A 15548-nucleotide genomic window follows, 5' to 3' on the forward strand; every position below is an offset into this window, starting at 1 on the left:
CTAAAAGTGTGCGCCCTGCGGGACTCGAACCCACGTCGGTCGCTTAGGAGGCAACTGCTCTATCCAGTTAAGCTAAGGGCGCATAATTTTCTGATTATAAACAAAAAAGCCATTGCCGAGGCAATGACTTTTTATAGTTTTAAGTACAAGCTGTTAGATTACTGTTCTTTGGCATTGAGTACTTTAAACAAAATAAACATGAGAACGATCCAAATAGGAATCATCATCACTGATTCTTTAAAGCCTTGACTCCACATAATGTAGAGTACTACAGCAATAAAACCTAAAACCAAATAGTTACTAAACGGTGCCCAAAGTGCAGGAAAGTGAGTTTTTTGACCGAGTTTTTTCATTGCTGATTTAAACTTGAGGTGAGTCATACTGATCATCGCCCAGTTCAATACCAGTGCTCCAACAACAATGTACATTAAGTGGCTTAAAGCATCTTCTGGTACAAAGTAATTTAAAAGAACACAGCCAAAAATGAGTAATGCCGATAGCAAAACTGCTGGTACAGGTACACCTTGTTTATTTACTTTCTTGAAAATTTTTGGTGCATTGCCTTGTTGAGCTAAACCGTAAAGCATACGGCTATTTGCAAACATCCCACTGTTATAAACAGAGAGAGCGGCGGTTAAAATAATAAAGTTCAGTAAGTGTGCAGCCCAACCAATACCCATTTGACTAAAAATCATAACAAATGGACTTTTGTCGAGACCGCCAAGATCTAATTGGTTCCACGGCACTAATGAAAGTAAGATCGCTAGTGAACCGATATAGAAAATCAAGATACGGAAAACAACTTGGTTAATTGCTTTTGGAATGGTTTTTTTCGGATCTTTTGCTTCTGCCGCGGCCATACCAATCAGTTCAATACCACCAAAGGCGAACATCAAGAAAGCCAACATATAGAAGAGGCCACTAAAGCCATTTGGAAAAAATCCACCATGAGACCAAAGGTTACTAAACGAAATGCTTGAACCTACATCTGCTGTAAATAGCAAATAAAGGCCAAAAACAATCATAGAGATAACCGCAGCAACTTTAATAATAGCGAGCCAGAATTCGGACTCACCATAAAATTTGACGTTTGTTAGGTTAATTGCCGTAATCACGACAAAGAAAAATAAGACAGAAGTCCATGCTGGAATATGAGGCCACCAGTAATTAATATATTTGGCTACCGCGGTGAGTTCACTCATCGCAACCAAAACATAGAGCATCCAATAATTCCATCCAGCTAAAAATCCGGGAAATTTCCCCCAGTATTTATACGCAAAATGGCTGAACGATCCTGCAACAGGTTCTTCAACAATCATTTCTCCCAGGTGGCGCATAATTAAAAAAGCAATTAAGCCACCAATGGCATATCCTAAAATAATGGATGGTCCCGCAGATTGAATCACTTGCGCCGAGCCTAAAAATAATCCGGTACCAATTGCTCCACCCATAGCAATTAATTGGATATGTCGATTTTTTAGTCCTCGTTGAAGTGTAGAAGATTCGTTGGTCAAAGGTCTTCACTCACAATGAATAAGTAAATTATTCTAATAGATGGATTTATTTTAGCCTAGACTACAATTGAACAAGGGATGACTGTAAAGTAACTATAAAAAATATTTAAAATCATAAACTTGCTTTTAATCGTGTTAAATTGGTTGAAAAATCTTCCAAAAATATATTTTTTGATAGACTTTTTTTCTTATGATTTTGCTTTATTCGGTCATTGCAGGTATGAATTGAAATTTCCAAAATAAACCCGCGTCAATACGATTGATGTATGAAAGTAGAGTGCTATCTCTTGGTCATAAAACGATTTAAGATGAAGCGAATGACTAAACAAGTCTGCTTGTTTTGAGATATAAAAACACAATAGTAAGGATAACAGTTGATATGAGCTTCGTACCGCAAATTAAAATTCCAGCAACTTACATGCGTGGTGGAACCAGTAAAGGTGTATTCTTTAAACTTGATGATTTGCCGGAAAAAGCTCAAGTTGCGGGTCAAGCAAGAGATCAACTCTTGCTACGTGTCATTGGTAGCCCAGACCCTTATGGAAAACAAATTGATGGCATGGGTGGAGCGACTTCGAGTACCAGTAAAATCGTTATTCTCGCTAAAAGTACACAGCCAGACCATGATGTCGACTATTTGTTTGGGCAGGTTTCAATAGATCAGCCTTTTGTAGATTGGAGTGGTAACTGCGGTAATTTGACAGCTGCGGTTGGTTCATTTGCAATTTCAAATGGTTTGGTTGATGCCGATCGTATTCCTGAAAATGGCCTCTGTACTGTTCGAATTTGGCAAAAAAATATTCAAAAAACCATTATTGCGCATGTACCTATCACCAATGGCCAAGTTCAAGAAACCGGAGACTTTGAACTAGATGGGGTAACTTTCCCTGCCGCTGAAGTCCAAATTGAGTTTTTAGACCCTGCCGATGATGGTGAAGAGGGTGGTGATATGTTCCCGACAGGGAATGTTGTTGACCAATTAGATGTTCCAGAAATTGGTAGTTTTCAAGCCACATTTATTAATGCCGGTATTCCAACCATTTTCTTAAATGCAGAAGATTTAGGCTACGAAGGTACTGAATTACAAGATCATATTAATGGTGATGCAGCAGCATTAGCACGTTTTGAAAAAATTCGTGCCTATGGTGCAGTTCAGATGGGCTTAATTAAAGATATTTCAGAAGCAGCCGCACGTCAGCACACACCAAAAATTGCTTTTGTCTCTAAACCAAAAAATTACACAGCTTCAAGCGGTAAAAACGTTTCAGAGAAAGATGTCGACTTACTTGTTCGAGCTTTGTCGATGGGCAAACTTCACCATGCCATGATGGGAACAGCAGCGGTAGCAATTGGTACAGCGGCTGCGATTCCAGGCACTTTAGTCAATTTAGCGGCTGGCGGCGGAGAGCGTGAAGCAGTACGTTTTGGACATCCATCTGGAACATTACGTGTTGGTGCCCAAGCTGAACTTACAAATGGCCAATGGGTGGTGAAAAAAGCCATTATGAGTCGTAGTGCGCGTGTGTTAATGGAAGGTTGGGTACGCGTTCCGGGTGACAGTTTCTAAAAGTCATTTAAATGAAAAGCCTCTCTACCCTAGAGAGGCTTTTTACTTCTGACATCCATAACTCATCACGCACTTTTTACAGTGAATCGTGTATGATGTAGCACATGAATGTTTCATCACATTCAATAAAATTTCTCTACTGATTTTACGAGGCGACTGTGTCATCACTCTCTCAAGTTAATGCGGATGTTTTAAAACAAGCTCAACAACGTATTCAACAAGATTTATTGACGACACTGGCTGCATTCTCAATTCCCGAACCTTTAAAAAGCGCTGTACACCATGCAGTTATGCTCGGTGGAAAACGTGTGCGTCCGGCTTTGTGTTACGCTACAGCTTCTTTACAAGATAATCCAAATTTTGCGGCTGCTCGCCGTGCTGCGGTTGCTGTTGAACTCATCCATTGTTATTCCTTAGCACATGATGACCTGCCTTGTATGGACAATGATTTGCTTCGCCGTGGTCAGCCAACGTGTCATGTTGCATTTGGTGAAGATACCGCGTTACTTGCGGGTGACATTTTACAATCAATGGCTTTTGAAGTTTTAGGGAGCCGTTTGTTTGATGAGCAAGGGCAGGGAACGGATGCTGCAATTGTCTTAAAGCAAATTCAAATTTTAGCTACAGCTAGTTCTAAAATGGTTTGTGGACAGGTCTTAGACTTACAAGCCGAAGCTAAGCAAATTTCTCAAGACGAACTAGAAAATATCCACCGTAATAAAACGGGTGCGCTTATTCAGGCTGCCATTATGATGGGGGCAGTGACAATTTTCTCGGGCACAGATCAGGCAATTCCAAAACTACGTCAATATGGTCAAGCAATTGGACTGGCTTTTCAGGTCCAAGATGATATTTTGGATATTACGTCGAGCACTGAAACTTTAGGCAAAACCGCTGGTAAAGACGAACAAGTACAAAAATCGACTTATCCTGCTCTAATGGGACTAGAGCAAGCACAGATTTATGCCAAAGAATTGCATGATCAAGCTTTTGAAGCTTTAGCGCATTTCGGTGAAAATGCAAAAGAATTAGTTGAGATTTCACAATTCCTGTTAGCTCGTACTAATTAATAAAAACATAAATCAATCTTCCTACTTCTATTCAGACTTAATGAATACAGGAGAAAAGAATGAATGGTGAACAGCTTCATCAACTTGCAATAGAGGCGGCGCGTAATCTCCCTTTTAGTGAGCAAACTCATCCATTTGGTCCAGAGTATGAAGTTTTTAAAATTTTAGAAAAAATGTTTATGCTGACAGTGGAAGTGTCTGGCGTAAAAATGATTAATGTCAAATGTGACCCTTACAAAAGTCAGGAATATCAGGAGCTTTATTCATTTATTATTCCCGGCTATCACATGAATAAAAAACACTGGATTTCGATTAAACCGCATAAAAATTTAACAAGCGATTTTCTCCGGGATTTGATTCGCGACTCTTATGACTTGGTCGTAAAAAAGCTTCCTTTGAAAGATCAGCAAAGATTAAATAACCAATAATACTTAATATAAAAACGGCGACATGATTGTCGCCGTTTTGATTTCAATGGCTTATTTGAAGCAATTAAATTAATTATGCTTTCCCATAATGCCACGAATTGTATTTAAAACATCTGCAGGTAACACAACAGTTTTAGCATTGCTTGATTTCGCCATCTCTTGCATTGCTTTGACGTACTGTTCACCTAACAGGTAAGCAACAGGAATTTCTTTATCACCTACGGCACTTGTTACCATTTCAATCGCTTTTTGAGAAGCTTCTGCTAAAACAACCTGCGCTTCGGCATCACGGCGAGATGCTTCTAAACGACCATCTGCTTCTAAAATTGCAGCTTGTTTCTCACCATCAGCTTTGGTAACTGTAGCACGACGTTGACGTTCAGCAGCGGCTTGAGCTTCCATGGCAGCTTGCATGGTGGAAGATGGCTGAATATCTTGAATTTCTACTGTTTTTAAAGTGATACCCCAATCTGAAATATCATCAGAAATCGCAGCTTTTAGTTTAGCTTTAATGTGATCTCGTGAAGATAGAGCATCATCTAGATCCATTTCACCGACAATTGAACGTAGTGAAGTCTGTACAAGATTTTGAATGGCCCATGTATAGTTTTCAATACCGTACACCGCTTTTTCAGGTGTCGTCAGATTGATATACGCCACGGCATTCATGAGTAATACAGCATTGTCACGGGTAATGACTTCTTGTGATGGAATATCAAGCACAATATCTTTAGTAGTGACTTTATAGGCTACATCATCAATATAAGGAATAACGAAGTTAAGCCCTGGGTTAAGCGTAGAATGATATTTTCCTAAACGTTGAACAATCCATTTATAACCCTGAGGAACAATACGTACTCCTTTAAAAATGGTAACAGCAACAAAAGCCAAAAAGGCTAAAACAATAATAGTACCAACTGGCATGAAAATAACCTCTCTTTATCTTTAATGTTTATGAAGTGCTGTGGGGCTGAACAATTAAGTCATTACCCGAAATATCAATGACTCGAACCCGATCACCGACCTTAACAGGGGTGGTGCTTCGGCAGTTCCATTCATCGGCCCCTAAAATAGGCATAGGGAAACGAACAATAATTTGGTCATGAGCAAGTCCGGTCTGAATCACCATACCAATTTGCCCAATCGTCGCTTCTCGAGGTAAACCTGCTTTAGTTTTATCAATAGATAAAGGCTTAATAAATTTAAACCAGAGAAGGGTACATAGCACCGATAACACAATCCACAGCACTATTTGAGTAGTAAGGCTTATATCTGGAAATAACCAATAGAGAAAGCAAACCATTATGGCTGCAATACCAAACCAGAGAGCGGCAAAGGCAGGGAGAATCAGCTCAGAAAGAATAAGTAAGATACCCAATACAAACCAGTGCCAAGGTTCTACAACAAACTCCATAGATCTGCTCTTTTATATGTCTTTATGATGGGTAAAAGTGATTTCATATCACTTTTACCACTGTAGCAGATGATGGAGAGTGTGGATAGAAAAAAACCACCTCAATTAAAATTTAGGACGTGGCGCAGGCTTAAATGCGGCTGGAGATTTTTTGAAATTTGCAATTGCAGTTTCAATTTGGCGAATTTGACCTTGAGCAGCTTTTTCGCCTTCTAAAATAGCTTCATTACTTGATTTTAAATCGAGTGTACCTAAGTGCCCAACTTTAGGCTGAATCACCACGTTAGCTTGCTTTAACTCTTCATTAATACTTTGTTGACCCATAATATTAATAGTTTGATCAAGCAATCCCCACATATTCGCAGGTCGGTTTCCTGCCGGACGTGCAGAAATATCAACTGCAATCACAATATCAGCACCCATATCACGTGCTGTTTTGACCGGAATTGGGCTAACCAATCCGCCATCTACATATTTCTGCTTACCAATGGTTGCTGGTACAAACACATTTGGAATACTGCATGATGCACGAACAGCTTGTCCTGCATTACCTTTAATAAAGTCTGCTTTTTGGCCATTATCAAGACGAGTTGCTACCGCTGCAAAACGAATTGGGAATTTCTCAATAGGCTTGTTACCCACGTTACGGTTAACATAGTCCTGTAGCTTTTGCCCAAGAATAATACCTTGGCGATTCAGGGTTAAATCGCGGATATCAGACTCTTGCAATTTGAGCGCAAGATTTTGGAGTTGATAAGGTGTTTGTCCACTGGCATAGATACTGCCTACGAAGCTACCGGCACTTGTACCCGTAACAATTTTCGGTTTAATACCATGTGATTCTAAAACCTTGATGACACCAATATGTGAAAATCCTTTTGCTCCACCGCCACCCAATGCAAGTGCGATCACTGGTTCGCGCGCTTTAACTGAAGTGGTCGGTGTTGGTGTTTTGCTGAACTTATCACAGCCAAATAGGGCTAAAGAGATAAATCCGATACTGGCAAATTGAGCAATTTTCATCTTTGAAAAACAATCTATGGCAAGATAAATTAAGATGGCCCATCAGACCAGATTCGTTCAATTTTTGCTAGGTTTTTTTCACAAGATTTTGTAAAGGCTCTGCAAGCCAATTACGATTTTTCGGTGATATTTTTCCTTCATAACGTTCAAAAATCTTGGCGAGATCTTCATCATAATTTCCGCTTGGAGTTAAATAGCCTAAGCAGTGAATAGTCTTACGGTCATAATCAAAAGAAAACATCACAATAGGAATATTGGCTTTTGCAGCAATATGGTAAAAACCACTCTTCATTTTTTTTGCTTTCTTACGTGTGCCTTCTGGCGCCATTCCAATCCAGATCTTGTCATACTGTTGAATAGTCGCAACGACTTGTTCAGTCAGACCATTGGCCGAGTCACGTTTTACAGGAATAACGCCCGCCCAATCTAAAACCCGTTTAAAAGGTGGCTTAAATAAACTGTCTTTACCTAGCACCGTAATTTGAATACCGAGTCCAAAAATGGCAAGAAAACCATACCAGCCATCAATATTGGAGGTGTGGGGAGAAATAATGGCTACAGCTTTAGGAAAGTTGGGAACTTCACCTTCTATAGTCCAGCCTTGTGCCAAAAAGAGTTTTTTAAATAATGCTCGACTTAAAGCATTACCACGTTGGGGAACCTGAGACGGTAGATTAGGGAAATGTTGTTCCATATTTTTAAGTTTTAAATCATCCTTTGTTTTATCTTAATCTTTTGAAATCTGCGCTTCATTGGCAAAATGTAAGACCACGCATGGTATTTCATGTTATTACCGCACAAATAAATAAAAGTAGGTATATATGTTCCGACAGCAAAATCTTTATCTTTTGCTCTTTTCCTTATATTGGGCACAAGGTTTGCCTGTAGGTTTTATGACGCATGCCTTACCTGTCATATTAAGAGCTCAAGGTGTATCTCTTGCCCATATTGGTGGTTTTGGGCTGCTCATGTTGCCTTGGTCAATCAAAATATTTTGGGCGCCGTGGGTAGATCGACATGCCATCTCGCATTTAGGTCACTATCGTAGCTGGATTTTACCTGCTCAGTTTTTGACGGTGGGTGTACTTTGTATTTTATCTTTTTTCCCTATACAAGTTTTAGATCAGCCTCTTTATCTCTTTATATTTTTTATTACGCTGTTATTTATGAACTTAACAGGCGCAACTCAAGATATCGCGACCGATGCTTTGGCGGTCAATTTATTGCAACACGATCAGCAGCATTGGGGAAATACTTTTCAAGTGGTAGGCTCTCGGCTTGGTTTTATCGTGGGTGGAGGAGCTGTGCTGTGGTGTCTAGACTGGTTATCATGGCAGCCGACATTTTTATTATTAGCTGCTTTAGTCTTTATCAACACTTTACCTATTTTACTATTTAAAGAGCCTCTTCATAGTTCTCATTCTACTAATGAACCTAGCCAGCCAAATTTAGTCACAAGAATTAAGGCTTATTTGAGTTATTTTTCTCAAAATAAAGAACTTCGTTCTTGGTTAATGGTACTCATCACTTTTAAAGTGGCAGATGGCTTAGCTGGGCCGTTACTCAAACCCTTAATGGTTGATATGGGATTAAGTTTTACCCAAATTGGTGTTTACATCACTATGCTAGGCGCTGTAGCTGCTTTAGTGGGAGCATTTATTGCAGGATGGGTATTAAAGTATTTTTCTAGACCAACTACATTAATTAGTTTTTCAATATTAAAAATTATGAGTTTAGGGGGCTATGCGTATTTGGCTTATGCTTATGAACAAAAGATAAAAATAAATGCATGGCTTATCTATGCCGTAAATGCCCTGGAAGATGCTTTTGCTGCCATGCTACTGGTTGTGATGTTAACTTTGGTTATGCATTACAGTCGAAAAAACTATGCGGGTACCGATTTTACTTTACAGGTTTCAGTCATGGCGACAGTCAGTGGTGGTCTTTACAGCTTTAGTGGAGTCATTGCAGATGCGCTTGGTTATTTCCATTATTTGATAGCTATTGTCAGTATTGCGGTACTCTTTTTAATTCCTATTTACTTATGGAAAGCTACCAAAACTGTATAAAAAATAATATTAAGTAGATGAAATAAAGAGATTTAAATATAACTAAGCTGCACTAAAAAATCATACTTATATTTTTAGCCAATCTTTTAAAAATGTATATTTTTGGCTATTTAAATGGCTTATTAATTGTGCCATCTTGTTTGGAAAGCAAAAGGAAGCTGCAAGGAGAAAAGTGGATGCGAATAACAAGAAAAATCATGTGAATCAAATAAGACTGGCAAAAAAATATTCATTTAGATTGGATATTAGCCTAAAGTCTAAAAAAGAATAATGAAATAATGATTTAATCATTCTATAAGATAAGAGAGTTGTGTAGGATTCGTTACAACATGAAGTTAAGGTAAAGGTTCTGTAAACCAAAAAGTAAATGCTGATTCTTTTGGACCGGAATTTTTAATCTTACCCAGCGTTAAAATTGGTTTTGATTGCGGTAATAAAATTAATGCAATCAAATTTGGAGGATGGTTGATTCTTTAGTGCTTAATGGTCACACGAATCAACTTGGCATGGACAGGCAGCATAAAATATATTTTTAGGAGTCTTTGATGGATCTATTCCTTAATCGTAAATCGTTTGTTGTTAAAAGTTTAGCTATTACAGTAACAGCTTTAATGATGAGTGGGGCAAATGCGGCAACTTCTGATAAAGAGGAAATTCGAAAGCTTCGTCAAGAAGTTGAAGCATTAAAAGCATTAGTTCAAGAACAACGTCAAGTACAGCAACAACAGCAACAAGTACAGCAGCAACAGCAAGTACAGTTAGCTGAAGTAAAAGCGCAACCTCAACCTGTGGCAGCACCTGCTTCTCCATTAGCAGGATTTAAATCTAAAGCTGGCGCTGATGTGAACCTTTATGGTTTTGTTCGTGGCGATGCTAACTATATTATTGAAGGTGCAGATAACGACTTTGGTGATGTAAGTAAGTCAGACGGGAAAACACATGATAAATTACGTGCGACTGCTAAAACAACACGCCTCGGTTTAGATTTTAATACACCTGTTGGAGACGACAAAGTTGGTGGTAAAATCGAAGTCGATTTTGCTGGTTCAACCACAGATTCAAATGGCTCATTGCGTATTCGCCATGCTTATTTAACCTATAACAACTGGTTGTTTGGTCAAACGACTTCAAACTTCTTATCTAACCATGCACCAGAAATGATCGACTTCTCGACAAACATTGGTGGTGGTACTAAACGTGTACCTCAAGTACGTTATAACTACAAGTTAGGTCCAACTACACAATTATTTGTTTCCGCTGAAAAAGGTGATAGTACTACTTCGGTAACAGGTGATAGTATTAAGTATAGCCTCCCTGCATTAACTGCTAAAATCACTCAAGGCTATGCAGAAGGCAGAGGTTCTGCTTCAGCTCGTGTTCTGGTAGAAAATTATAAATCACAGCTTGCTGATGATGATAAAACTGGTTGGGGCGTTGCAGTTGGTACTGACTTTAAAGTTTCTGATCCTTTAAAACTCTTTGCTGACGCATCATATGTTGTGGGTGATAATAGTTACTTGTATGGTAGTAACTCTCCTTACGCAGTAGATGGGAATTCTATTGAGCAAAATGAATTTGTAGCAGTACAAGTGGGTGGAACTTATAAGATTCTACCTAACTTACGTTCTACTTTAGCGTATGGCGCTCAGTTCTCTGATGATGGCACTGATTATGCAAGATTAAATGCCTCTGCAAATGAAAAAGTTCAACAAGCGTGGATTAACTTTATCTATACGCCAGTTAAACCAATTGATTTAGGCGTTGAGTATGTAAACGGTAAGCGTGATACCTTTGCTGGTAAGTCTTATAAAGATAACCGAATTGGTTTAATGGCTAAATATAGTTTCTAAGAACGATTTTTAGCTAAAAATAGAAAAGACGAGGTTAAACTTAACCTCGTTTTTTTATTTGTTAAATTTAAACAAAAAGATGTATTAAGGCCTTTGAATTAGATCATTTTTTATTTAAGTCATTTTTAAGTTTCAATTTCTACATTAAAGCATCATAAAAAGATTGTAGTCACTCACGATGCTGAATTTTTTTTCAACTTTAAGAAATAAACAGATTTCCCTGTTTATGTTTAATCTCATTATAGCCATTTGGCTAGGTGCAATTTTAAATATTGGTTTTTATCATCAAGTCCATACTTTAACTCCATATTTTGGAGTAAAGGCTATTTTGTTTTTAGCTGCTACTCTCGTAATTCTTGTTGCTACCTATTATGCGGTTTTACAAATCTTAAATTGGAAATGGACTGCCAAAATCTTTGCAATTCTATTGATATTTATTGGTGGTTTTAGCTCTTATTTTGTAAATACATTGGGTGTCATTATTTCACCCGACCAAATTCAAAATATGGTGCAGACCGATGTGTCGGAAGTTACCGATTTAATCTCTTTACGCTTTGTTTTATGGACAGTTTTTTTTGTTATTTTACCCATTTTTTTAATTACTCAGGTTAAATTTAAACAAGAAAAAGTATCACGGTTGTTATTGAAGAAAGTATTTTCACTGGTAGCTTCATTTGCTGTGGTTGGTGTTTTACTTTTTACTTACTATGTCGATTTCGCTGCAATATTTCGTGAGCATCGTGATTTAAAAGGGATGATTTCACCGCAAAATAGTATTTCATCGCTTATGTCTTACTATCATAAGAAGGCTCCGAAGAAAAATCTACCTCTTGTGATATATGGACAAGATGCTCATCAAGTTCAGCGAGTACAAAAGAACCTCCCTAAGTTAATGATACTTGTTGTAGGTGAAACGGCACGTGCCGAAAGTTTCTCTCTAAATGGGTATGCAAAAAATACGAATCCGGAGCTTTCTAAACAAGATATTTTCAACTTTTCGCAAGTGAGCTCATGCGGTACGGCAACAGCGGTTTCTGTGCCATGTATGTTCTCGGGTATGCCACGTGTAGATTATGATGAGCAATTAGCCAGTCACCGCGAAGGTTTACTAGATATTGCAAAACGTGCGGGTTACCAAGTGACTTGGATTGATAATAACTCGGGTTGTAAAGGTGCATGTGATCGTGTTGAACAATACCAGACTCCAGAAAACTTAAAGAAAAAATGGTGTAAAGATGGCGAATGTTATGATGACATTCTCATTGACAGCTTAAAGCAGTATTTGGCTACTATTGCCAAAGATGATGATCGCCCACGTTTGATTGTTTTGCATCAGGTGGGTAGTCATGGACCTGCATATTACAAGCGTGCGCCTGAGGCATATCAACCCTTTAAACCGACTTGTGATACGAATGCGATACAGGGCTGTTCGCAAACCGAATTGCTAAATAGTTATGATAATACAATCGTATATACAGACCATGTATTAAGCCAAATGATTAATACTTTAAAAGAAATATCAAAATATCAGACAGGTTTATGGTATTTATCTGATCATGGCGAATCAACCGGAGAACATGGTTTATATTTACATGGTTCACCTTATGCAATCGCACCGAGCCAACAAACACATGTACCAATGATTATGTGGTTCTCTGAAAGTTGGAAACAACATAATCTTGCTCAAGTGAATTGTTTAAGCCAACAAACTAAACAAAAGTTAAGTCAGGATAATTTATTCCCAAGTTTGTTAAGTTTGCTGGATGTAAAAACTCAGGTCATCAACCCTCAACTGGACATGTTGCACTCTTGTGCCCATGTAAACTAAAGCGAGCCTAGAACATGACAAAAATCTTGATGATTGAAGATGATTTTATGATTGCAGAATCAACGATCACGTTGCTGCAATATCATCAATTTGAGGTGGAATGGGTCAATAACGGTTTAGATGGTTTGGCTCAATTGGCGAAGACTAAATTTGATCTTATTCTTTTAGATTTAGGATTGCCTATGATGGATGGTATGCAAGTTTTAAAGCAGATCCGTCAAAGAGCAGCAACACCAGTATTAATTATTTCTGCTCGAGATCAATTACAAAACCGTGTCGATGGTTTAAATTTGGGTGCAGATGATTATTTAATTAAACCTTATGAGTTTGATGAGTTACTTGCCCGTATTCATGCATTACTACGCCGTAGTGGAGTAGAAGCTCAACTTGCGAGTCAAGATCAACTATTAGAAAGTGGCGATCTGGTTTTAAATGTTGAACAGCATATTGCGACGTTTAAAGGTCAACGCATTGATCTATCAAATCGTGAATGGGCAATCTTAATTCCACTTATGACTCACCCAAATAAAATCTTTTCTAAAGCCAACTTAGAAGATAAGTTATATGATTTTGATAGTGATGTGACCAGTAATACGATTGAAGTATATGTTCACCATTTAAGAGCGAAGCTGGGTAAAGATTTTATCCGAACCATCCGAGGACTGGGCTACCGTTTGGGGCAATCATAATTTAAAATTTCGGGACTTCATAAAAGTGCATTATTCATTAAAAAAACGACTGATTTGGGGCACCTCAATTTTCAGTGTCATCTTAGGTTGTATTTTAATTTTTAGTGCTTATAAGGTTGCACTTCAAGAAGTCGATGAAATTCTAGATACTCAAATGAAGTATTTAGCGGAAAGAACAGCTGAGCACCCTTTAAAAACTGTAAGCAGTAAGTTTGATTTTCATAAAACTTACCACGAAGAAGATCTGTTTATCGATATTTGGGCTTATAAGGATCAGGCCCATTTGTCTCATCATTTACATTTGCTGGTTCCACCTGTTGAGCAAGCGGGATTTTATTCCCATAAAACCGCTCAAGGTATAGTCAGAACTTATGTTTTACCTTTGAAGGATTACCAGATTCAGGTCAGTCAGCAAGAGAGGGTTCGTGAAGCTTTCGCTTGGGAGCTTGCGGGCAGTATGTTTATTCCATATTTAATTATTTTACCTTTTGCAATATTTGCTTTAGCAGCCATTATTCGTCGTGGTTTAAAACCAATAGATGATTTTAAAAATGAGTTAAAAGAACGCGATTCCGAAGAACTCACCCCAATTGAAGTACATGATTATCCTCAAGAGCTTTTACCTACTATTGACGAAATGAACCGTCTTTTTGAGCGAATTTCTAAAGCTCAAAATGAACAGAAGCAATTTATTGCCGATGCTGCTCATGAACTACGAACACCTGTGACTGCATTGAACTTACAAACCAAGATTTTGCTAAGTCAGTTCCCCGAGCATGAATCATTGCAAAACTTAAGCAAAGGTTTGGCACGTATTCAACATTTGGTGACTCAGCTTTTAGCATTGGCAAAGCAAGATGTAACTTTAAGTATGGTCGAGCCTACTGGATATTTTCAACTCAATGATGTGGCATTAAATTGTGTGGAGCAGTTGGTTAACTTGGCTATGCAAAAAGAAATCGATTTAGGTTTTGTTAGAAATGAACCCATCGAAATGCATAGTATTGAACCTACTGTACATTCGATTATTTTTAATTTAATTGATAATGCAATTAAGTACACCCCGCATCAGGGTGTTATTAATATTTCAGTTTATACCGATCCAGATCACTACGCATGTATTCAAATTGAAGATAGCGGTGCAGGAATAGATCCTGAAAATTACGATAAAGTCCTTAAGCGTTTTTATCGCGTACACCACCATCTTGAGGTGGGAAGCGGCCTTGGTTTATCTATTGTAGATCGTGCAACTCAAAGGCTTGGTGGGACTTTAACTCTCGATAAGAGCTTGGAGCTTGGCGGTCTTTCTGTATTAGTAAAATTACCTAAAGTCTTACATTTACATGAAACAAGAGCGTGATTACGTAAGCTCTTGTTTCACTTGTTTTTCGAACTCAAAACGATGAATACAAATCGCATAAAATAAAATATTTATTGCCCAAACGACCCAGCCTGTCCATAAGTTATGGCTTAGGAAATGTGCTCCTCGCATCATTTGCGCCCAACCCATCATGAAACCTAATAAAATACCGGAGAATAAATAAAAGTAAGCACGTTTAGGTTGTTCAAGACGATAAACAAAATAACCTGTCATTAAAATAAAACCTGCACTTGCATGACCGCCTGGAAAACAATGGCCATGTTTAGCGCTAAAGTCCCAAATATAGCTTCCTAAAGTATTAGGGTGAACCATATTCCAAGGGCAGGCGTGAGCAGATTGTGACTTTATTAGGCCAACTATACTGCTACCGAGCATACTGACAAAAAACATATAGCCATATTGCCAGCGATAAGGTTTTAATTTTTTTAATTTAAATGACGCAAGCCATAAACCAAAAAAGATAACATAAACGGCGGTGATGATTTGTTTTACAATTTCATGATTAAGCCTTTCAAGATACCAATTGTCCCGATTGAAAAAATGACCTGTTGAATCAATCCAAGGTTGGATGAGGTACATATCAATTTTCCCACCGACTGGAAATACAAATAGAAGAATAAAAAAACTGAAAAAAAGAAAGAGAATATTAATTTGGAAAAAAAGTTTTTGATTAGTCATTCTGATGCAATATCAATCGACAATAGGTGCGACTAAT

14 protein-coding genes and 1 tRNA gene are annotated in these 15548 nt (G+C 38.0%); 8 read left to right on the forward strand and 7 right to left on the reverse strand.

What is annotated here, in order from left to right; all coding sequences use genetic code 11:
- Positions 1–9: 9 nt before the first annotated feature.
- Both G9371_RS09095 and G9371_RS09100 read right to left on the reverse strand, forming a co-directional pair.
- Positions 10–82, reverse strand: a tRNA-Arg gene (locus tag G9371_RS09095).
- A gap of 76 nt (positions 83–158) precedes the next feature.
- Positions 159–1514 carry an amino acid permease gene (locus G9371_RS09100; RefSeq protein WP_002016863.1) on the reverse strand — a complete coding sequence of 452 codons (1356 nt, stop codon included), beginning with the start codon at positions 1512–1514 and terminating at the stop codon, positions 159–161.
- A gap of 379 nt (positions 1515–1893) precedes the next feature.
- Here G9371_RS09100 and prpF point away from each other — a divergent pair, with 379 nt between their 5' ends.
- The 3 genes from prpF to G9371_RS09115 all read left to right on the forward strand — a co-directional run bounded on the left by prpF (position 1894) and on the right by G9371_RS09115 (position 4579).
- On the forward strand, positions 1894–3081 hold the full coding sequence (prpF, locus tag G9371_RS09105) for a 2-methylaconitate cis-trans isomerase PrpF (protein WP_005122805.1): 1188 nt from the start codon (positions 1894–1896) through the stop codon (positions 3079–3081).
- Between the two features lie 158 nt (positions 3082–3239).
- Complete coding sequence (locus G9371_RS09110; RefSeq protein ID WP_000097113.1) at positions 3240–4151, forward strand: polyprenyl synthetase family protein; 912 nt, start codon at positions 3240–3242, stop codon at positions 4149–4151.
- A gap of 59 nt (positions 4152–4210) precedes the next feature.
- Positions 4211–4579, forward strand: coding sequence for an MmcQ/YjbR family DNA-binding protein (locus tag G9371_RS09115; RefSeq protein ID WP_005122808.1), 369 nt, complete (start codon positions 4211–4213; stop codon positions 4577–4579).
- A gap of 69 nt (positions 4580–4648) precedes the next feature.
- On the opposite strand, the gene G9371_RS09120 is transcribed toward G9371_RS09115, so the two are convergent.
- The 4 genes from G9371_RS09120 to G9371_RS09135 form a co-directional block, all read right to left on the reverse strand.
- Positions 4649–5503: an SPFH domain-containing protein gene (locus G9371_RS09120; RefSeq protein ID WP_001143942.1), complete on the reverse strand. Its 855-nt coding sequence runs from the start codon at positions 5501–5503 to the stop codon at positions 4649–4651.
- A gap of 28 nt (positions 5504–5531) precedes the next feature.
- Complete coding sequence (locus G9371_RS09125) at positions 5532–5993, reverse strand: NfeD family protein (RefSeq protein ID WP_000397562.1); 462 nt, start codon at positions 5991–5993, stop codon at positions 5532–5534.
- A 105-nt stretch (positions 5994–6098) separates the two neighbouring features.
- The gene (locus G9371_RS09130) at positions 6099–7016 is read right to left on the reverse strand and encodes a patatin-like phospholipase family protein (protein ID WP_000684973.1); all 918 of its coding nucleotides are present in this window, start codon (positions 7014–7016) and stop codon (positions 6099–6101) included.
- A gap of 67 nt (positions 7017–7083) precedes the next feature.
- Complete coding sequence (locus tag G9371_RS09135) at positions 7084–7710, reverse strand: lysophospholipid acyltransferase family protein (protein ID WP_000434847.1); 627 nt, start codon at positions 7708–7710, stop codon at positions 7084–7086.
- A 127-nt stretch (positions 7711–7837) separates the two neighbouring features.
- Here G9371_RS09135 and G9371_RS09140 point away from each other — a divergent pair, with 127 nt between their 5' ends.
- From G9371_RS09140 to G9371_RS09160, 5 genes are all read left to right on the forward strand, one after another.
- The gene (locus G9371_RS09140; RefSeq protein ID WP_023896274.1) at positions 7838–9085 is read left to right on the forward strand and encodes an MFS transporter; all 1248 of its coding nucleotides are present in this window, start codon (positions 7838–7840) and stop codon (positions 9083–9085) included.
- 545 nt (positions 9086–9630) lie between these two features.
- Positions 9631–10935, forward strand: a complete 1305-nt coding sequence (locus G9371_RS09145; RefSeq protein ID WP_029424805.1) for a DcaP family trimeric outer membrane transporter — start codon at positions 9631–9633, stop codon at positions 10933–10935.
- Positions 10936–11113: 178 nt separating this feature from the next.
- The gene (locus G9371_RS09150) at positions 11114–12763 is read left to right on the forward strand and encodes a phosphoethanolamine transferase (RefSeq protein ID WP_032009469.1); all 1650 of its coding nucleotides are present in this window, start codon (positions 11114–11116) and stop codon (positions 12761–12763) included.
- A gap of 14 nt (positions 12764–12777) precedes the next feature.
- Positions 12778–13452, forward strand: a complete 675-nt coding sequence (locus G9371_RS09155) for a response regulator transcription factor (protein ID WP_000161505.1) — start codon at positions 12778–12780, stop codon at positions 13450–13452.
- 25 nt (positions 13453–13477) lie between these two features.
- Entirely contained in the window at positions 13478–14812 is a 1335-nt protein-coding gene (locus tag G9371_RS09160; RefSeq protein ID WP_000559381.1) for a two-component system sensor histidine kinase PmrB, read from the forward strand.
- Here G9371_RS09160 and G9371_RS09165 read toward each other — a convergent pair whose 3' ends face one another.
- Positions 14813–15511, reverse strand: a complete 699-nt coding sequence (locus G9371_RS09165) for a phosphatase PAP2 family protein (RefSeq protein ID WP_000184466.1) — start codon at positions 15509–15511, stop codon at positions 14813–14815.
- Positions 15512–15548 lie beyond the last annotated feature (37 nt).

The organism is Acinetobacter sp. EKM10A (genome assembly GCF_011075215.1).
GTDB lineage: Bacteria > Pseudomonadota > Gammaproteobacteria > Pseudomonadales > Moraxellaceae > Acinetobacter > Acinetobacter baumannii.